Source organism: Burkholderia sp. Bp9099 (genome assembly GCF_003857805.1).
GTDB lineage: Bacteria > Pseudomonadota > Gammaproteobacteria > Burkholderiales > Burkholderiaceae > Burkholderia.
Genome location: NZ_QTPU01000011.1, coordinates 22150 through 43680, shown reverse-complemented (window position 1 = coordinate 43680; position 21531 = coordinate 22150). Strand labels below are relative to the sequence as shown.

General features: G+C 69.2%; 8 protein-coding genes. 4 read left to right on the top strand and 4 right to left on the bottom strand.

The features are described 5' to 3' along the window. Window positions 1-44: 44 nt before the first annotated feature. The 3 genes from DIE17_RS37435 to DIE17_RS14205 form a co-directional block, all read right to left on the bottom strand. Window positions 45-215 (bottom strand): hypothetical protein, encoded by a 171-nt coding sequence (locus DIE17_RS37435; RefSeq protein ID WP_185500360.1) that lies wholly within the window; start codon window positions 213-215, stop codon window positions 45-47. A 307-nt stretch (window positions 216-522) separates the two neighbouring features. Beyond that, a complete protein-coding gene (pal, locus tag DIE17_RS14215; protein WP_124484754.1) occupies window positions 523-1014 on the bottom strand; it encodes a peptidoglycan-associated lipoprotein Pal in 492 nt (163 codons plus the stop codon). A 334-nt stretch (window positions 1015-1348) separates the two neighbouring features. Beyond that, the gene (locus DIE17_RS14205) at window positions 1349-2608 is read right to left on the bottom strand and encodes a porin (RefSeq protein WP_124519407.1); all 1260 of its coding nucleotides are present in this window, start codon (window positions 2606-2608) and stop codon (window positions 1349-1351) included. Between the two features lie 569 nt (window positions 2609-3177). Here DIE17_RS14205 and DIE17_RS14200 point away from each other — a divergent pair. Continuing rightward, window positions 3178-15570, top strand: a complete 12393-nt coding sequence (locus tag DIE17_RS14200) for an LWXIA domain-containing protein (protein WP_124921060.1) — start codon at window positions 3178-3180, stop codon at window positions 15568-15570. 119 nt (window positions 15571-15689) lie between these two features. On the opposite strand, the gene DIE17_RS14195 is transcribed toward DIE17_RS14200, so the two are convergent. Further along, the gene (locus DIE17_RS14195) at window positions 15690-16346 is read right to left on the bottom strand and encodes a response regulator transcription factor (RefSeq protein WP_124666830.1); all 657 of its coding nucleotides are present in this window, start codon (window positions 16344-16346) and stop codon (window positions 15690-15692) included. A 139-nt stretch (window positions 16347-16485) separates the two neighbouring features. Between DIE17_RS14195 and DIE17_RS14190 the strand changes: the two genes are divergently transcribed. The 3 genes from DIE17_RS14190 (at window position 16486) to DIE17_RS14180 (ending at window position 21531) form a co-directional block, all read left to right on the top strand. Continuing rightward, window positions 16486-18255 carry a hybrid sensor histidine kinase/response regulator gene (locus DIE17_RS14190; protein WP_124921059.1) on the top strand — a complete coding sequence of 590 codons (1770 nt, stop codon included), beginning with the start codon at window positions 16486-16488 and terminating at the stop codon, window positions 18253-18255. A 468-nt stretch (window positions 18256-18723) separates the two neighbouring features. Further along, entirely contained in the window at window positions 18724-19605 is an 882-nt protein-coding gene (locus DIE17_RS14185; RefSeq protein WP_124921058.1) for a sterol desaturase family protein, read from the top strand. A gap of 9 nt (window positions 19606-19614) precedes the next feature. Next, window positions 19615-21531: a serine hydrolase domain-containing protein gene (locus tag DIE17_RS14180; protein WP_124921057.1), complete on the top strand. Its 1917-nt coding sequence runs from the start codon at window positions 19615-19617 to the stop codon at window positions 21529-21531.

Genomic DNA, 21531 nt, shown 5'->3' with positions numbered 1-21531 from the left:
CGTGTTCCCGCGCGATGCCTCGCCCGATTCCGGGAGGCGGTGTTTCAGTAGCCGCCGCCGCCTCCTCCGCCACTACCCCCTCCGTTGCCGCCCGCGCCGCCGTAGCGGCTCATGCCGGATCCTTGTGACATCCCGCCGCCCGACGACGTACATCCCGCCGACAGCACCAGCATCAGCGCCGCGACGAGCGCCGCGGCCAATCTTGCCGATTTCATTTCACTCTCCTTGGACCGCGCAGGCCGCGCGGCAGGGCGGTTCGCGTGAACCGGCGACCGCGCGATGACGAAACGTCTCCGTCAGGCGGTTTATTCCATGTTTTTTGGGTATCGGCGCGTCGCGGCATATAGCGACACGAATCGGCGCGCGGGGCGCACGCGCGTCGGGCGGCGCCGTGCTCGCGCAGCGGCGCACGCGCTCACACGAGCACGAGCACGAGCACGCAGCCGGGGCGCCCCGGCGATTCGCCGCATGAAAGGTAACGGGAGGACGGGGCCGGAATGTCGCCGTCGCGGCGGTATCCGGTCAACGATAGACGAGATCGGCGCGGCGGTTCTGCGCCCACGAATCTTCGTCGTGGCCGAGCGCGACCGGCTTTTCCTTGCCGAGGCTGACCGCTTCGAGTTGCGTGGCCTGCACGCCCAGCGTTTCGAGCGCGCCCATCACGGCTTGCGACCGGCGTTGGCCGAGCGCGAGGTTGTATTCGGACGTCCCGCGTTCGTCGGTGTTGCCCTGGATCAGCACGCGGCGCGACGGATGGCTGCGCAGGTAGTCGGCGTGCGCCTGCAGCAGCGTCTGGTATTCCGGCTTCACGGAGTACTGGTCGAAATCGAAGTAGACGCTGCGCTTCGCGAGCGGGCTGTTTGGGTTGTCGAGATCGTCGGCCGCCACCGTGGCGACCGCTTCGCTCGATGGCGCCGGCGCCATCTCGGCATTCTCGGGCGTTTTCGCCGCGTGGTGGCAACCCGCCAGCAGCGCGAACGCCGCAATGACCGCGAATCGGTTCGTTTTGCTCATCGTGCGTCTCCTGCGGTTGACTGCATGGAAAGCGTGGTGGGGCGATCTGCCGCGTCACGCATGCGGCGAGACGACATGAAAGCGCCGGCTTCCGTGCGCGATGCGCTTTCGTAAGCCGGCGACGTGCCGGATGAAAGATTGTCTCGGCCGGACGCCGACGCACGGCGCCGCTGCAACAAGATTAGGAAAAATGTCACAGCGTGACCAGTTTCTTCGTCTTTTTCGCGCGGAAACGACGCAGGACGCATTCTTGCTTGCGCGAACGCGCGCAGCATGCGCCGCGCATGCGTGATGCGCCTTTCCGGTGCGGGCGTGTCGCGCGTCGCCGGCGCACTCAGAACTTGTGCCGCAGCCCGAGCGCGACCACGACCTGATTGCTGTTGGCCGAAGGCGTCATGGTCCAGACGGTCGCGTTGAACGCGGGGTTGCCGTTGCCGCCGCTCACGCTTTGATAGACGGCTTCGAGATACGCGTCCGTGCGTTTCGAGAACGCGTAGTCCGCCTGCGTGACCACCTGGTTCCATTTCGGGCGCGTCTGGCCCGTGCGCGTGTCGAAACGGCCCATCGTGTACGTGTACGCGGCGGCCACGCTGAACGCCGGCGTGACGAAGTAGCGGCCGTCGACCGTGAAGTTGTCGAACACGAGCGATTCACCCTTCAGCGGGGTGATGCCGCTGCCCTGGAGCACGCCGCTCACGCCGTCGGTGGCCGAGTGCGACCATGAGGCACCGACCGAATGCGGGCCGAACGCATAACGCCCGGCCAGGGCCCAGATCTGCTGGTTGCCGCCCGTGATCGTCGCGGAGCCGTCGAGCGTGCTCAGTGCGCCGTCCGGATTCGGCGCGTTGCGGTCGCGGCTGATCTTCAGGTAACCGGCGCCGAGCTTCAGCGGCCCGTTCGCATACCCGAGCCCCGCGCTCCATACGGCGTTGTTCGAGAACGCGCCGGCCGTGTTCGAGAATCCGAACATCGCGCCGAGCGTCAGCCCGCGATACGTCGGGCTCGTGTACTTCACCGCATGGTTGATGCGCAGGTTGCGGTTCGAGTCGTCGTTGTCGTACGGATGCACCGCGAGGTTGCCGCCCCAGCCGGGGCCCGACGCGCCGAGCGGCGTCACGAAATCGAGAATCAGGTCGTACTGGCGGCCGAACGTGAGCGTGCCGGCCGTCCGCGAGCTCAGGCCGAGCCACGCCTGACGGCCGAACAGGTCGACGCCTTTCTGCGACAGCTTTCCGGTCGTGCCCGAGAAGCCGTTCTCGAGCGTGAAGACCGCTGCCGTCCCGCCGCCGAGATCCTCGCGGCCGCGCAGCCCCCAGCGCGACGCGTTCAACGCGCCGCTCGTCATTGCGACGCTGCCGCTGCCCGGCGAACCGGCGCCTTGCGTACGCTGGTTGGTCGAATAGGTGATCGACGTATCGATCAGGCCGTACAGCGTCACGCTGCTCTGTGCTCGCGCGGCGCAGGGAATCAGGAAGCCGGCCGCACAGGCGGCAATCACGCTCAGCGGGAGCGCACCGGTACGACGGCCGCGGCGGGCGGCAAGCGGCGCGGCGACGCGCGCGCCGGCGGGCTTGGTTGTTTTATAGGAATGCATATGACTTTTTTCGTTGGTCTCCGGCCCGATCGCCGGTGGGTCGTATCGGCGCGCGGGCCGACGGATCGAGTGGGCATTATTGGAGAACGTGCGACCGGCGATTAAGGCGCTGCACAGGAAAGGTCCTCTGCGGGATCGCGTGGAATCGCGGCGTTTCGACGCGGGGTGTTTCGGTCGAATCTGCGCGAAATACGGCCATCGCGCGTGCGGAACGATTCGGCAGCGCCGGGGCGGTTCAGCGTGAGCGTCGGCGCGGTCAGGAGCAGGCGGCGGAGCGCGGCGGGGTGGTGACGCGTCGCGAAAGGTCGTGTGTCGCCGGTTGGCGGCAGCGTGTATTTCTGACCCGATGCGCGGCAACCAGCAAAATTTTCCGCCCGAAGCGGCAAGGACCGAATCGCGGCATCGGGTTGATTGCGTTCGTAGCGCGGGTCTTCCCGCGCTGCCGCAACCGGCCCGGCGACTACGTAATGCGCGGCTTTTTCACGTGCGCCCGTTCGGCACAATGGACCATTGCGCGTGGCCCGCCTGCCGCTGTGCCGGCACGTCACGCATGCCGCGGGAGAACGGACATGGTGTTGATGGCTGTGGGCGGGGGCGGACCGGTGAACGTGCCGCAGCCGCAGGATGACAACGATCCGGCACCGACGAACGGGGCCGGCAGCACCCCGCCGGCGCAGACGCCGGAACAGCAGGCCCTCGCGGCCGCACAGGCCGAGACGCAGCGCCTGCTGCAGCTCGCGCAGGCCGAAATGGCGACGCTCAAGCGCCTGCACGACCAGGGCGCGTCGCAGGCCGATCTCGACAACCAGGTGAAGAAGGCCGAAGCGGCATGGGGCTCGGTGCAGGCGGCCGTCGAGAACCAGATGCGCGTCGCGGCCGACGGCGGCGGCGACACGAACAAGGCGATCGCGGGCGTGGCCTCGGATCTGCGCAATGCGACGCCGAACGATCCGGTGCTCGGCTCGGTGCTCGACGATGCGCAAAAGGCGGTGTCGGCCGAATCGGCGCCCGAGCGGGCGACCAACGTGAAGGCGTTCCAGTTCGCGCTGGCGATGCAGAAGGACCAGGCCGCGAACGCCGACGTGAAGCAGTACGACGCGCTGCCGGGCGGAATCCGGCGCGCCGATCCCGACACCGGCGTGCAACTTCGCCAGGCGGCCGGCACGGCCGACACGAATGCCAACAACGCCTACACGGCCCTCACCACCGCGTTGCGCCACGAGTACAGCACGTCGGCCGCGACGCTGCGCCTGAACGACGCGAAGGCCGACTACGCGGCGTGGCAGAAGGAGCCGGGCGGATTGCGTCGTGCCGACGAGGCCGACGTCACGCAGGCGCTGGCGCAGGCGCAGAGCCAGTACGACAAGGTCGTGACGGGCGGCGACGACACCGCACTGACCTACGTGACGGCCGACGAGCAGAAGCAGGTCGTCGCGTCGGTGAAGCAGAATCACGACGGCATGTGGTACACCGGCCTCGTCGACGCGCTGGGCGAGGAAAGCCAGCTCAAGCGCACGATCGCGACGATCAATCCCGACGATCCGTCGCTGTCGCCGCAGATGAAGCAGCTCGCGCAATCCGATCCGGTCACGTTCGCGCTGTTGCAGGACACCGGCGTGACCGTCGATCCGAACGATCCGAAGCTGTCGCCGCAGGAGAAGGCGCTCGCGCTGCAGAATCCGCTCGCGGAAGCGTTCGTCAAGCTGACGGGCATTCCGGTGAGCACCGACGGCAAGAGCGACGCGGACGCGAAGGCGCTGAACGCGCAGATCGACCAGGCGGGCGGCGTGTTCGCGTACGCGATGGCGCAGGCGCAGGCGGACAAGAACAATCCCGGTTACCAGAAGATCCAGACGCTGCTTGCGGCGGCGCCCGAGGTGCGGCTGCAGTACACGAAGCAGCAGGTCGCGCAGTTGATGCAAGGCCCGGGCAGCAATCCCGGCGCGGCGCTCCAGGTGCTGAAGACCAACATGGACGCGTCGTTCTCGCTCGACGAGCGCCAGACGCTGTGGACCCAGGCCGGCCAGCCGCATTTCGACGCGAAGTTCATCCATTCGCAGATCGATCCGCTGATGCAGAAGCCCGATGCGGATGCAACGGATCAGGCGAGCATGCGTGCGCGTTACGACGACACGATGAACGCCGACAAGGCCGGCAAGTGGATGCAGGACATCCTGAACAATGCGCCGCCCGAGTTCGCGGGCGTCGTGCTCGATACCGTCGAGCACGATTTCGGCAACAAGTGGATGCAGACGAACACGGGCACGCCGCAGCCGTACGGGCAAGGCACCGAGTTCTACAAGGGGCTCAGCAAGGCGGTCGGGCTGGCGGACCAGCAGCCGAGCGCGAGCGGCGTGCCCGTGCGGCGCGAGGACGACGTCGCGAACTGGCTGCTTAACGACAAGGGCAACGCGAAGACGCTGATCTACACGCTGCGCGGCAGCAACACCGGCTACGGTTTCGACACGGTGCGCGAGGCGCTGTCGTCGGGTGTCGATCCGGCGCTGTCGAAGGCGCTGCTGTCGAAGATGCAGAACGACGACCGGTTCCAGGCGGGCTTCGCGAACGACTTCCAGCTGCGTTACGACCAGGGCACCAAGAGTGCGCAGAACAAGCAGAACAAGGACGCCGCCAACGCCAGCTACAAGCTGTTCCAGGCCGATCCGGACAAGCAGCTGAAGGCGTATTTCGACGACTTCCAGAAGAACTTCGACGACAAGTCCTACACGTTCACCACCGGCTCCGACCAGATGACGAACTTCGTCGGCGCGGGGCTCGGAATCCAGCCGGACGACCCGGCCGCGACGCCGACCGACCGCAACGACGTGCCGTCGATGGCGATGCTCGAGCAGTTGATCGTCGGCAACGGGCAGTTGCAGAACGGTGTGGCGGTCAACAGTCGGTCGCTGTACGCGAGGAATTCGGCGGCGACGCAGATGATCCAGACCGTCGTCGACCAGATCCGCAAGGTCGGCGGCGACCACGCGGTCGTGTCGCTGGTGCCGATCTACTACGTGTCGAAGGGGACCGGTACCGCGCCGAGCGCATTGTTCAAGGTGCAGGTCGCGAACCATCCGGACCAGTTCAAGCTGATCGACGATCGCGGCTGGAAGTACGACACCGTCGACGACTACCAGCACAACAACGCGCTGTCGGACGACGGCAAGCTGTACGTGCCGAAGAGCCTGACGAACGGCGCGGCGTCCGGCGGCTACTCTCAATACGAATCGATCGACGCGCACAAGACGGAGTGGTACCAGCACGTCGAACACTATCTCGAGATCGGCACGGGGATTCTCGCCGCGGCCGGCGGTGTCGTGCTGGTCGCGAGCGGCATCGGTGCGCCGGTCGGCGGCCTGATGCTCGGCGCCGCGTGGACCGCGGTCGGCGCCGGGATGGCGGTCGGCGTGCCGGCCGCGATCGGCGACCTGAACAATCTGAGCGAGCACGGGCAGTCGATCGGCTTCGGCAATGCGCAGGCGCGCGGCGACTGGATCAGCCTGATCGGCAGCGGCGCGGGCATCGCGGGCGGCGGGCTCGGCGTCGCGGCGAAGTCGCTCGCGGAGGCGTCGTCGCTGCTGCGCACGACGGGCCAGGTCTCGGACATGGTCACGCTGGCATCGCGCGGCGAGGGCGTGACGGCCGACGTGGCCGGTCTCGGCCGTTTCGCGCAGGAAGCGGACGCGTTCCAGTCGGTCGCGCAGACGACGGGCCGCACGGCCGGCGTGCTCAACGTCACGGGCGGCGCGATCGGCGGCTATCAGATGGTCGACCAGGGCGTGTCGCTCGTGAAGAACTGGGACGCGATGTCCGATTCCGATCGCGCGCAGCAGTTGCTGAACCTCGGGATCGGCGTCGCGCAGATGGGCCTCGGCTCGCATACGCTGATGGAACGGCCGATTCGGGCGATCACGAAGACGCCGGCCCCGCCGGCGACGCAGCGGCCGATCACGATCGACGTGGCGAACGCGATGTTCGCCAACGGGCTGGCGAACCAGCGCCTCGCGGTCGGCGAGATCGGCAACCCTTGGCAGCACGCCGAGGAACAGGCGGCCAGCTTCGGCGAGCCCGCCGGCGACGGCGAGCCGGTGTCGCCGGCGGAAGGCGGGCTGCGGTCGCGCTTCACCGCGTGGCTGCGCGCGCGCCGCACGCAGGGCACGCCGGACGACGGCGACGCGATCCTGCTGCGGCTCGCGCCCGATGCCGAAGGGATCGATGGCGAAGCGACGCCGGCCGTTGCCGCCGCGATCGCGGGCGATGATGCGACGCCGGCCGGGGCCGGCACGCCGGCGACGGCGGGACGCCCCGCGTCGTGGCCCATTCCCGCGCATGTGGCGGCCGATCCGGACGCGCTGGCCGGCGTGGTCGGGTCGATTCTCGACAGCGGCAACCGCCTCGAGGACGTCGAATACTACGTGTACGCGCTGGAGGACGGCGAAGGGAACGTGCGCAAGCCGGACGAAGACGGACTCCCGTCGACCGAACGCGGCAACCTGGGAGACGACATCCGGGCGGCGAACGCGGACGCGCGGCGCGCGGCGGCCGGGGACGATCCGGTGAAGCTCGCGGCCGCCGCCTCCAGCGAGGACGGCACGATCGGCGTCACGCGTTACGCGTCGTTCCACGATGCGATGATGGTCGCCCGCGGCGGCGTGGCGGCGGGCCGCTATCAGGTCGCGCTGGTCGACCACGGCGCGCTCGCCGCGGACGGTACGGTGCCGCCCGAAGCGGTGGTCGCCCGGGTCGGGCTCAACGACGCCGGCGACGCGCTGATGCTGTCGATGAACGACGCGTACGATCGCACGCTGCGCGTGATGTACCCGCGCGGGTTCGATCCCGCCAAGCCGCTGATCCGCAGCGAGGACGGCCGGCGTGTCGACGTGATCAACGCGCCGCCCGGCATGGACGAAACGCAATGGGGCGCGTATCCGCGCCGCGAAGCCGACCTCGCGATCTATTCGAACCATCCGCACCAGCCCGAGAACCGGCTGCCGGCGGGCGAGCGGCCATTGATGCCGGTGCCGCCCGGCTACTTCGCGGTGTACGCGCATGCGTGGTCCGACGCGTTCGCGAGCGCGACCGGCAAGCCGATGAGCGCGGAAGACCTGGCCGAGCTGGTGCGCCAGAGCGGCTGGGACGGCAAATCGCCGGTGATCCTCTATGCATGCGGCGCGGGTACGCGGGTGAGCCCGCTCGCGCAACTGCTCGCGAACGTGCTGGGGGTGGACGTGTACGGCGCAAGCGGCTTCGTCGCGTGGCGTTCGCCGCGCTATCGCAGCGACGGCAGCCCGGACTCCGGCTATACGACCGGCATCGTGGTGGAGCCCGGCGCCCCCAGCCTCGCGGGGAAGCCGGACCATTCGGTGCAGCATGCGCCGCGCACCTACCGCTTCTCGCCGGCGCTGGCGGTCATCGACCAGGGCGCGCACGCGGTCGACTGGAGCACCGTGGCGCCGCGCCCGGTGTCGAATCGCTGGGGCGCCAGCGGCGCGTCGGGCGACTCGCGCGTGCCGCTCGGCGTCTACGTCTGGCGCGTGCTGACGAATCGCGGCGGCGCGGTCATCAATCCGCGCAGCCGCCGCCCGGCGAGCGCGCTCGAGATGACCCACGCGCTCGAGGAACTGGCGTGGAAAGGCTATACGCCGGGCACGCCGATCGCGCTGGAGGGGCCGCACAGCGGCGCCGATCCCGAATTGCTGCAGGAATTCGCGGACCTGATCCAGGCGCCGGTGTTCGGCCGGCTCGGCGACGACGACGCGGCCGGCTGGCGGCGCGCGATCCCCGATCCGGGCCGCCGGCTCGCGCGCTTCCAGATCGAACCCGACGTGAACGGCAAGTTCTCGCCCGGCCGCGCGCAGCCGGTTCGCGTCAATCCGCTGGAATTGCGGCCGGTGCCGGGCTCGAATGTCGTGAACCTGCTGGGCCACGCGACCGCGCGGCAGTTCCTGAAGGTGTCGGGCTTCGACATCGCCGAATCGCATGGTACGAAGCCGCGCGACGTGAGCTGGGACAGCGCGATCGCCATCACGAAAGACGGCAACACGATGTCGCCCAGGGAATTCGCGCGCAGCCTGCTCGAGGATCCGGCCTACACGGAAGGCAACGGCGTGCTGCTGACCGGCTGCTATCTCGGCTCCGGCGGCTACCCGTTCGCGCAGGAGCTCGCGTACGAACTGCAGGTGCCCGTGATCGCGTCGATCGCGTCCAATTCGATACGCGGCACCGGCGCGCTGGAACTGCACCCGAACAGCGACGACATCGTCGTGCCGGCGCACGATCCGGATGTGTCGACGCGGCTCTACCTGCATGTCCCGGAGGCGCCCGACGCGAGCGAACCGCCGCTGGTGTTCGCCCGGCGCGGCGAACCCGTGCCGGGCACGGTGGCGCACGGGTACGACGGCGCGCCGGTCGAACCGGTGCGCCCGATCGACGCGCAGATCGATCCGGACGCCGACAGCGGGCCGCGCGGCAACACCGGCACGCCGGGCGATGCCGCGCGGCCGGGCGCGACGGCACATGGGCCGGCCCAGCCGCAGCCCCCGGCGCATCCGCGTCTCGCACCAGAGCCGGATGCGGGCGAGCCGCCCGTCGACGAGCCGGTTCCGGTCGTCGACGTCGCGCCGGGGCAGATTTTCACGGCGGACGAGTGGGCCGCGCGCACCGAGCAGGCCGCCGAGGCCGAAGCCGACGACGGCCTGTCGGGGATTCCGCAGAAGACGTACCGGAACAACAGCCGCGTCTATACGGACCGCGCGATCGCCAACGACGGCGTGATGACGACGACGATTCGCGGCGAGTCGGTACTGCAACCGGGCTTCGACGACGTGACCGGCGTCGACGCAACGCAGCACCCCGAATTCCTGCGTCCGGCCGACACGCTTTTGATGCCGGCCGACGACCCGCTGCATCCGGTCGGCGCGCGCGGGCTGATGTCGCCGCCGGGCCATCACGTCGTGTTCGGACACGGCATGTCGGCCGATGCGATGCTCGGCCCGGACGGCCGGCCGGTGACGCCGGACGAGGTGGCCGAGCGTGTCGCGCCGCAGCTCGAGGCGGGGCAGGACGTGACGCTGTATTCCTGTTTCGGCGGGTCGGACAAGCACGATCCGTTGCGCGTCGCGCCGGGCCAGGTGCGGGCCGCGAGCGGGACGTTCGCGGCCGCGCTCGCGCAGCGCCTGTCCGAACTCACCGGGCAGCCGACGTCGGTCTGGGCGCCGCAGGACATCCTGCTCGTCAAGCCGGACGGCTCGGCCACCGTGCGCGTGACGCGCCGGACCGGCGAGGTCGACAGCGATCGCCTGCCGATGCAGCGCTTCGTCGGCGATCCCGCGCGAGCAGGCCGCCCGGCACTGCCCGCCGGACCGGACGCGGAACCGGCGCCGAGCGCCGCGCATACGGCGCCGCCGCCACGGGCCGAGCGGCCGGCGCGTCCGACGGTGCCGCGCGTGCCCGATCCGACGTTCGCCGATCCCGGCTACGACTTCACGCCGATTCCGGACGGCACGTTCGAATCGGTCACGCTCGACCATCCGTTCCGCAGCGCGCTGGCCGGCCGGCCGGGCGTGATCGGCGATGCCGCGCGCGTGACGCAGGCCGGCGGCACCGTGAGCCAGCACTGGCCGAGCTATTTCCTCGACGGCCCCGAGCCGACCCGCGTGATCGACGACGTGATGCAGGCGTTCGACGCGGCCGGCCTGACGAACCTGCGCGTCGAATTCGTGACGGGCGACGGCAGCATCGTGCTGGGCAGCGGCACCGATTTCGGCGCGCTCGATCCCGAGGCGGGCTGGTTCCGGTTCAGCGGCACGGTGCCGGACGCCGCGGCGTCGGCAGCGCACGCGACGGGCCGCACGGCCGCCGAAGCGCGGCGCGCGTTGCCGGACGGCGTGACGACGGTCGCGCACGACGATCTCGGGCAGGCGCTCGATGCGGCGCAAGCCGGGCCGCGCAATCACGCGTACGTGCCGGCCGATGCGCTGCCGGACGACACCGCGTTCGCGCAGGGCGACCTGACGCCGGCGGAACGCGTCGCGGCCAGCGCCACCGCGCACCTGGCCGCGGTCGAGGCCGCCGCACCGGCCGACGTCGTGCTGCTGTCGGCGCTCGGCCACGATCCGGCGAGTGCGCTGCGCATCACCACGCCCGACGGCGGCTCGCTGTTCAAGCCGGCCGGCGTCGACATGTACGTCGTGCGCACCCGCGATGCGGCGACGGGCGACGTGTCGTACCGGCTCGTCGGCGTCGATCGTTCCGGCTTGCCGGAAGGCTATGCGGCCGTGCATGCCGGCGGGACGCGCGCGCTCGGCGCGGTCGACGGCAACCCGACCTGGCCGAGGTTCGGCCACGCGGGGCCGGCCGGCCGTCTGGCGAGCGCGGCCGGCGAACCGGCAAGCAACCCGTCCGCTGCAGTGACCCCGGCTACCGTTTCCGGTCATTCAGCCGCCCCGGCCTCGCCGCAGGGTGCCGCCGCGGTCGAGGCGGAACATCAGGCGCGCGCCGCCGACTGGCTCGACACCCTCGGCCGCCGCACGCTCAAGCGTGTCGACGGCCGGCATGCGCCCACGCTGGACGGACTCGCCCGGCAGCTCGGCCCCAACGCGCATGTGCTGGTCACCGCGCATCACACGCCGCCCGACGGCGCCGCGGCCTATACGCCGCCGGCCTTCGTCGCGGTGCTCGAGACCGACGCGAACGGCGCGCTCGGCCCGGTGCGGATGCTGAACGGCAAGCGCGTGCCGCCCGCGCTCACCAAGGCGCTGGAAAATGCCAACAGCGGCGGCCGACGCGCACGCGGGAAGTTCGATTTCCATGTGTCGCCGATCGCGCATGACGAACTGGTGGCGTTCGGCGGCCCGTCGAAGATCGAGACGCCGGACGGCAAGACGTCGTGGGACGTGACGGCGTCGGGCCATGCGATCGAGACGACGCTCGCCGGCGACGTGTCGAAGCTGCAGGACGCGCCGGTCTTCAAGCGGCCGCGCCAGGCCGTGCGTGCGGTCTCCGGCGCGCAGCGCTGGATTCACGTGGTCGACGACGAGACGGGCAAGGTGCTCGGCCATGCGGAACGCAACACGAATCACGAGTGGAAATATTTCGAAAAGGCGTCGCTCGGCGATACGGAGATCCCCGAGCAGGATCTGCGCACGGTGTTCCGGCGCCGCCGCCGCGGCGGCATTCCGGTCGGCCGGTCGCCGCGCCGCGGGATCCGCTTCGTCGTCAGCGACGTGGCGCCGGCCACCGTCGACCGCATCGGCGGGTTCCGGCCGGCGAAGGCAGCGCCGGCCGTCGAGAAGAAACCGATCCGCTCGGCCGGCGACCTGTTCCAGTCGATCGTGCCGGTGCGCCGGCCGCTGGCGCGCGCGGAGCAGGGCGACGACGCGAACGCCGCGCCGCTGGCGCCGGTCGATCCGCATCTGTTGCCGTCGGACCAGTCCGCGCTCAACGCGGTCGACTTCAGCGGCAACAGCGTGTCGCACCTGCTGACCGCGATCCGCAACGGCGCGCTGGACGGCGGCCGCCATGTGATCTACGTGTTCAGGACGGACGGCGCGGTGGCCGAGGCGCTCGGAGATCCACTCGGCGTGATCGCCGAGCGCGATGGCGAGATGCGCTGGTTCGACAAGATCCCGCAGGTCAGCAACAAGAACCATCCGGGCGTGCCGCTCGACGCCATGCCGATCGGCAACGATCGCTTCGGCACGGACGTGCATTTCCTGCTCACGCAACTGTCGCCGCGCGATTTCCTGACCAGCGCGCGGCCGACGCGCGTCGCCGCGCTCGAGGCGCGCGCGAAGGCGCTGCACGATCAATGGAAGGCGGCGGAAGCGCGCGGCCTGCACTCGGCGCCGTTCCGCGCGCTCGCGGCGCGCACGCGGCACGGCTACAACGAGGTGCTCGCCGACTTGCGGCGCCTGGGGAGCAAGGGCACCGCGCCCGAGCCGCTGTCGATCGAGCCGTACCAGCCGGGGCTGTCGTCGGCGACCTCCGTCGAGTTCAGCCTGCGCCACGGCGCGGCGAAGCCCGAGCAGTATTTCGCGACGCACCAGCAGATCGAGGCGTACAACAAGCAGGCGCAGCGGCCCGGCGACGTGAACCTCGTGCTGAAGGGCGAGCCGCAGGCCGTGATGGTCGACGTCGGCATGTGGCGCACGCTGCTCAACAAGCTGTACGTCGCGCGCGACGTGTCGACGTCCGCATCGCGGTTCCTGCCGGTGCCGGGCAAGCTGCGCGCGCGGACGCGCAACCTGGGCGCGGCGACCGTCGCCGACAAGCGGATCCGGCAGATCTTCACGCGCTCGAGCGAAGCGTTGCAGGATCGCATGGTGCCGATGGCGCGCTCGTTCTCGCTGAGTGACGATCCGGCGTTGATGGGTGCGCTCGTCGAGCGGTATGGCGGCGTGATGCCGGTCGTCACGCTCGTGATCGATCCGCATTCGCTCGCGGCGGTGCTCGGCAAGGCGCACGATCCGGATTTCCTGCGCGCGGTGCGCGCGCTCGGCGACCAGAAGCGCGCCGTGTTCGACGGCGAGAACGGGATGATCCATCCGGCCCCGGGCTCCGACGGGAAGGCGCTCGCGCTCGACGATCTCGCGCATCTGCATCGCTGGCTCGACGAGGCCGCGCGCACCGGTTTCGCGATCCGGCTCGAGACGGCGCCGTCGCGCGCGCTCGTGTCCGGCGCCGACTACCGGTTCCAGTCGGGCACCAACGACACGTATCACGATTACGTGCGTGTGATGACCGCCCTCGAACGCTGGTCGAACGCGCATCCCGACACGAAGGCGCCGAACGTGATGGTCACGTTCCACGGCTGGGACGCGGTGCCGGAATCGGTGCCGGGCGGCGGACACGAGAAGCTGCTGCGCGCGGTGCTCGAGCACAAGGGGCTCGAATGGGTGCACATGGGGCTGTCGTACGGCACCCACGGCGCGGACTTCATCGGCAACCAGGATCTCACCGGCGCGCTCGCCAAGCTGATCGTGGAGAACCGCAACCGGCCCGAGATCATCGATCGCCTGCATGGCGCCGATGCGCTCACGCGCGTGTTCGAGCGGGTCGACCGGCAGACGCTGGCGAACCAGCATCAGCTGCTGTTCGCGGAAGTCGAGCGGCTCGGCGCCGCGGACGGCATGACGCCTGCGGACATCGCCGCGCTGCGCCAGAAGCTCTACGAAGGCAACACGACCGTCTGGCTGAACCAGGCGCGCAAGGCGACGATCGAGCATGCGATGCCGCTGTGGGACGCCGACGGCAACCCGCCGCGCACCGGGACGGACGAGGGCGCACGCAGGTTCGGCGGCCGCTGGCTGGCCGACTACGGCGCCGGCGTGCCCGACCGGGTGACCACCGGCAAGCGGCCGGCCGCCGCCGACCCGCTCGACCACTGGCGCGCGGTCGTGCACGATCCGGCGCTGATCAACGACGGCACCAAGCCGATCGGCACGAGCCGCCGGGAAGCGGCGCAGCTCGCGAAGGTCGACATTCCCGACGCGAAGCGCGCGCAGGCGGAACTGCATGCGCTGCGGGTGCACGACGAACCGATCGGCGAGAACACGCCGCCGCCATCGTCCAGGCGGATCGCCGGCGACATCGCGGCGGCCACCGTGACCGGCGGCGCCGGCGCGGGCGTGCTCGTCGCGGTCGGCCGGGAGTCGGTGCGCACCGCGACGAACTCGCTGTATGCGGGCCTGCGGGTCGGGCGCGTGTTCCAGGCGCTGCATCACGGCGCGGTCGCCAGCCTGAAGAACGGCGATCCGCGCGTGTTCGATCGCGTCGTCGACCGGCTCGTGCGCGGGCTGCAGGCACAACTGAAGGCGAACGGCTTCGACGTGGACGCACGCGGCGCGCAGCTGGAGCAGATCGCGCACGAAGGCAAGGCGATGGCCGCCCAGCTGCGCGCGCTGAACGACGACGGGATGCTGTCGTTCGACGATACCGTCGCGCATACGAAGGCGATCGCCGCCGACATGCTCGCGCAGATGCAGGGCGTGGTCGGCGGGACGTCGCTGAAGCTGCTGCATCACGGCAGCCCGCGCCATTCGGTCGGCCGCGTCGGTCGCGTGCTGGCGCTCGGCGGCTACGGCGGTTCGATCACGATGAATGCGTTCAGGGCGATCACGCACGGCGACCTGCTGGCCGGCGGACAGGCGATCGGCGGCGCGTTCAGCGCCGTCTATACCGGCATCGTTTACAAGGGCAGCCTGCGCGGCGTGAATGCCGAGAACCGCAGCCAGCTGGCGCGGATCGCGAGCGCGACCGGCGACTACCTGACCTCGGCGGTCGGCATCGCAACCGGCGTGCATACCGCGCTGACCGTGGATCCGGTGACCGGCACGCTGACCGCGATGTCCGGCGCGCTGCTCGGCGCCGGGCGGCTGCATTCGCATTTCCCGAACGCGACGCCGTGGATGGAGCGCTTGCCGACCGGCATCGCGCTGGCGCCCGTGGCGATCTTCGGGGTCATGCAGGGGATCAGCCTGTACACGTCGGCAACCGCGTCGGACGATCAGCACAAGGCGCCGGGTTCGTCGCCGAAACCGTCGGGTTCGAGTGCCGGGGCGCCGACGCCGGGTGCGTCGTTTGCGCCGTCGCCCGGCACGACGAGCGCACCGGTGCAGCCGAATGCGTCGGCAACACCGTCGGGATCGGCGACGGCATCGGCGACGGCGAGCGCGCAGCCGTCGGGTACGCCATCGCAACCGGCGCAGCCTTCGACGGGTTCACCGAGCCCCGCGCCCACGCCGCTGACGGTGACCGTGGCGGCCGGCGATTCGTTGTGGACGATCGCGCAAAGTCACGAAGGATCGTTGCTTGCCGCGGCACACGTGCCGGCCGACCAGCAGCAGCGGATGTCGGACGGTCAGCGGATCGACGTCGCGCTCAACGAGATCCTGCAACTGAACCGGAACCTGGCGAGCAAGCCGGGCGAGATCGATCCGGGGCAGCAGGTCGTGGTCGGGTGACGGGGGCGGCGCGCGGAACGTGTGCGGGGCGGATGCAAGCGACGCGTCGCGCGTGACGACGAGCGACGGGCGGGCGCGCCACGACGCGCATGCATGCGTCGTCGTCGCCGGCCCGCGCGTCAGCGCAGGATTGCCTCCGCGCCGACATCGTCGGACCGCGGCAGCACGGTCAGGCCGTCGCGCAGCGCATACGCGATCACTTCGGCGACGTTGTGCAGCGCCAGTTTCGACATCAGGTTCTGTCGATGCTTGCGTACCGTTAGCACGCTGAGATTCAGCTTGATGGCGATGTCCTTGCTCGAGTGCCCGTTGGCGATCAGCACGAGGATTTCCTTCTCCCGGGCCGTCACGGGCGGCACGGCGGCGGCGGTGTGCTCGAGGACATGGGCGAGCGAGTCGCTGACATAGCGGATGCCCGACAGCACCAGCGCGACGGCACGCAGCAGCTCGTCGCCGTCTTCGTGCTTGAGCATGTAGCCGTCGACGCCGATCGCCACGGCCGCCCGGACCGTGGCCGGGTTCTGATTGCCCGTGACGACCAGGATCCTGGTCTGCGGCGATTGCGCCTTGACTTGCTTCGCCAGTTCGATGCCGGGGAAGCCGGGTAGATCGAGATCGAGCAACAGCAAATCGGCCTGCGTATCGCACACCAACTGACCGACCATCCGGCCGTCGCCGGTCTCCCCCACGACGGTCCAGTTCGCTCGCGTCTTCAGCAGCAACTTCAGCCCGTCGCGAATGATGGCGTGATCTTCGGCAAGCACGATTTTTTTCATTTTTCTTTCGCCTTCTCCCGGCGCACCCGGAAGCTCGTTCCTTTGCGACAATACGATGCAACCCCGTTGCGACGTGTCACGCGGCGGGCGAGATCGACGCCCGCTCCGTTCAACGCCGGATCCGCTACGCGATTTTGAAATGGCAAACAGGATAGCGCAAGAATACCGTGCCGACGTGCAGCTGGAACTGGTCAATACGCTGTACCGACAGTCTCCGCCGATCCTGTTCGGCAACATCGCCGTCGTCAGCCTGACCACCTTTCTGTTGTGGAACGAGGTGTCGCGGCATGCGCTGCTCGCATGGGCCGCGGCGATCTGCGTGCTGACCGCGATCCGTACCGTCATGGTCTGGCGGGATCGCCGCGCGGGCGAACATCCTGCCGGGACGGCCACGCGCCGCGCGCGGAAATACATGGTGTTCGCGGGCGTGTCCGGCTGCCTGTGGGGCGCCATGGGCGTGCTGTTCTTTTCGCCGGACAACACGATCGTGACCGCGCTGATCTGCATCGTGCTGGCCGGCATGACCGGCGGCTCGGTAGCGTCGCTCTCGTCGTGGTGGCCGACCTACGTGGCTTATGCGTTGCCGACGGTGCTGCCGTTCGCGATCCGCTCGTTCGCGTACGGCAGCGCGCTGTTTTCGGTGCTGGGCTTCCTGTCGTTGTTCCTGCTCGCGGTCAATCTCGCCTTCAGCCGGACGCTGCAGCGTACCGTGCGCGATGCCGTGTCGCTGCGCTTCGAGAACGTCGACCTGATCCGGCAACTGACGCAGGAGAAGGAGCGCGCCGAACTCGCCAATCGAAGCAAATCGCAATTCCTGGCCGCCGCCAGCCACGACCTGCGTCAGCCGACGCATGCGCTCGGCCTCTACATCGCGACGCTGCGGGCGATGGCGCGCGCGCCGAGCGTCGACGGAACCGCTCTCGACGACATCGCCGAACGGCTCCGCACCGCGTTGAAAGGCATGTCGCAATTGCTGAACGTGTTGCTGGACATTTCCCGGCTCGACGCGGGCGTGATCGATGTCGAGCCGCGCCGCTTCGCGCTGCAGCAGGCGCTCGACGCGCTGGACAGCCAGTTTCGTCAGGCCGCGCTGGCCAAGGGGGTGACGCTCAGGATCCGGCCGACCGCGATCTGGCTGGAAACCGATGCGGTGCTGCTGCACACGATCCTGTCGAACCTGCTGTCGAATGCCGTGCGCTATACGCAGCGCGGCGGCATCCTGCTGGCCTGCCGGCGGCGCGGCACCGACGTCGAGATCCAGGTCTTCGATACCGGCATCGGCATCGCGGGCGATCAACTGCCGCACATCTTTCGGGAGTTCTACCAGATCGGCAACGCGGCGCGGGACCGCGAGCAGGGGCTGGGCCTCGGGCTCGCCATCGTGCAGCGCACGGCGGCGCTGATCGATGCGAGCGTGCGGGTGTGTTCGACCGCGGGCCGCGGCTCGCTGTTCTCGGTGCGGCTGGCCATGGCCGACCATGCCCCGTCGCACGCCACCGGCGCGCACCCGTCGGGCGAGCGTGCGGGCGCAGGGCGCGGGCAGGCGCGCAAGACCATCCTCGTCGTCGACGACGACCGCGACGTGCTCGCCGGCATGCAGACGCTGCTCCAGACCTGGGGGCATACCGTGATCGCTGCGCCATCGCTGGAGCGTGCGATCGAGCTTGCCGCGCCGCGGCGCGCCGAACTGGACATGATCGTGACGGACTTCAGGCTGGCGGGGCACGTGACCGGCGCCGATGTCGTCCACGGGGTGTTCCGCGTCATCGGACGCGAGATTCCGGCCATCATCATTACCGGCGATACGTCGCCCGAGGGCATCCATGCCGCTTCGTCGAGCGGCTTCAGCGTGATGCACAAGCCGCTCGACCCGCAGGAAATGCAGACCTTGATCGACGCGCCGGCGTGACGGCGCCGCGATGTCATCGCACCGCGCGCGCTCGGCACCCGCACGCGAATGCGACGCGTTCGCGACGGCAGCCGGCGCGGCCGGCGCAGCGGCGACGGCACTACTGCATCTGCGGTATTTCCCAAACGAAACGGGTGCAGTACCTTCGCACCTGCTGGCAATCGTAAAAAACAGTCGCGCGGGGTAGCGAAGAAGGCAGGACAGCCGGGGAGACCAGCCCACGGTTCAGGCCGCACGTCCGATCGAATCGGCACGGCGCCGGCACGGCCTGATGCCGCGGAACAGGATCGGTCGCAGTGCGGCCGATCCTGTTCCAGGCGTCGTCCTTTCTGAAAGCAACGCGACAGGGTGCCGTGCCTGCACCCTGAATCGCGCTCGCCTTGCGCATGAGCCGACCGGCCTCTCGCGGTCGAATCCTTGAACGGTCATGGCGCGGCCTCGCCCCCGCCTGCCTGGAGCGCAACGGTGATGGACAATCTGCCCAATATCATGGTGGCCGCGTTCCCGGCCTTCGCGGTGCTGATCGCCGTGGAAATCGTACTCGCGGCGGTGCTCGGCCGGTCGCTGTACCGGACCCGCGACACGCTGGCGAACCTCGCGCTCGCGGCCGGCGCATTCGTCGCCAGCGTGCTGACCGGCGGGCTGGTGCTGGCGGTACTGAGCTGGGTGTACGCGCACCGGCTCTTCACGATCCCGACGAACGTCTGGTGGGCGTGGGTGCTGTGCTTCTTCGCGGACGATTTCAGCTACTACTGGTTCCACCGCCTGAGTCACGAGGTGCGCTGGTTCTGGGCGTCGCATTCGGTCCACCATTCGTCGGAACAATACAACCTGTCGGTATCGCTGCGCCAGACGTGCACGGGCACGATCACCGGATCGTTCCTGTTCTGGGCGTGGATGCCGTGGGTCGGGTTCCATCCGAAGATGATCCTGTTCATGCAGTCGGTGAGCCTGATCTACCAGTTCTGGATCCACACCGAAGCGATCGGCAAGATGCCGCGCTGGTTCGAAGCGCTGCTGAACACGCCGTCGCAGCATCGAGTCCATCACGGCAGCGATTTCGACTACCTCGATACCAACTACGCCGGCACCACGATGATCTGGGATCGGCTGTTCCGCTCGTACACGCCCGAGCGATTCACGCCGCACTACGGGCTGACGTCGAGCATCGGCACCGACAATCCGTTCAGGATCGCGTTCTACGAGTGGCGCAATATCGCGCGCGACCTCGCGAAAGCCGACAGCCTGCACACCGCGATCCAGTACCTGATCCGGCCGCCCGGCTGGAGTCCCGACGGCAGTTCCCTGACGACGCGCGATGCGCGGCGTGCCGCACAGCAGGTTTCCTGAGAAGGCGATATGGCTCACACACGCGATCCACACGACCGGCGCCACGATGCGGCGCCATCCAGCGCCGGCCGCCGGCAATTCCTCGAATACGCGGGCGCGGGGTTGTTGTCCGCGATGCTGCCCGGGTGCGGCGGCGCGGATACGATTCAGCGGTCGACCTACGACGCGACCATCGCGGCGGGGCGGCAAACGATCCAGGCCGCGCTCGATGCCCATCCGCGGAACCTCGCGGGCATCTCGGTCGCGTTGCTCAAGGGCAATCAGGTCGTGTGGGCGCAGGCGTTCGGGAATGCGTCGATCAACCCGGCGGTCGCCGCCACGCCGACGACGCGCTACAACATCGGTTCGGTATCCAAAGTGATCGCGGCGCTGGCCGGCGTGATCCTGCAGGATCGCGGGCTGATCGACCTCGACGCGCCGATCGTACGGTACGTGCCGTCGTTCACCATGCTGTCGCCGCAGTATGCGCAGATCACGTCGCGTCATCTGCTGTCGCATTCGTCCGGGCTGCCCGGCCAGAACGTCGACGACATGTTCTCGTATGCGCCGATTCCGGGCTATGCGGCGACCGCGCAAAAGGTGCTCGCCAACGAACACCTGAATCATGCGCCGGGCCAGTTCGCGGTGTACTGCAACGACGGTTTCACGATCTTCGAGCTGGTGGTCGCGGCAGTCACCGGGCTGAGCTTCGCCGATTTCGTTCAGCGCGACATTCTCGCGCCGCTGAACATGACGAATTCCGGCTTCCTGACCAGCGTGCCGACGAGCGGCCAGTTCGCGCTGGCGTACGCGAACGGCATCCAGTACGGGCAGGAATTCGCGAATCCGTACGCCACCGGCGGCCTGTCGACGACGCCGCTCGACATGATGAACCTCGCGCAACTGTTCATCGGCAACGGCGTGTTCCAGGGGCGGCGCATCGCGTCGGCTGCCGGAATCGCCGACATGCTGACGGACCAGACCGACCGGTGGCAGATCAAGTCGACCCGGCTCGGTTACTCGTATGCCTATGGTCTCGGCTGGGACGACGTCGACGATCCGGTCCTGCGCGCGGCCGGCGCCGCCGGCGCGTACAAGAGCGGCGGCACGCAGTTCTTTTCAAGCCATTTCTACGTGCTGCCGGCGGCGCAAATGGCGCTGATGATCACCGGCAGCACCGGCTATGACGCGGCCGGCATCGCGCCCGCGATCCTGCTGCAGGCGTTGCAGGAAGACGGCAGCATCGCCGGGGCCCCCGCGAAGGTGAATGTCGCTGCACCGCCGGCGGCTGCGTCGCCGGACGTTTCCGCCGTCGGCGGCGTCTACGGCAACGAATCGGCGCCGATGCAGGTCGTCGTGAACGCGGACGGCAGCCTGGCGTTGACGCAATGGAACGGCACGGCGTGGACGGACGCCGGCTCGAACAGCGCGCCGTACGTGTATCGCAGCGACGGCTGGTGGTGGAGCGACGGCGATACCGTGTCGTACCGGTTCGATATCCTGCCGGGCACGGACGACGCGGGCAACGCGGTGAGCAATCGGTATCTGACCAAGCGTGTGGTCGACGGCTCGGGCTATGTGTTCCGCGTCACGCCGTATGCACAGCAATTGCCGGTGCTGCCGCAGCTCGGCGCCGCCTGGCAGGCGCGTGTGAACACGTCGTGGAACGTGATCAACGAATCGGCGCAGTCGGTGTTCTCGGGCGGCAAGCTGCGGGTGTCGCTCGGCAGCCTCGACGCGTTGCCGGGCTATGTCCTGTTCGCTTACAGCACCAGCGGCGGCGCCCACTTCAATTACCAGTTGTTGAAGCCGCTGGCCGACGACCGCTGCGGGATGACCGTGCAGATACCGGTGATGCCCGGCCGCGATCTGTTCGAAATCAGCATGACGAACGTGAGCAATGTCGAGACGATGGCGGCTTCCGGATGGCTGTGCCAGCGCGCGTGA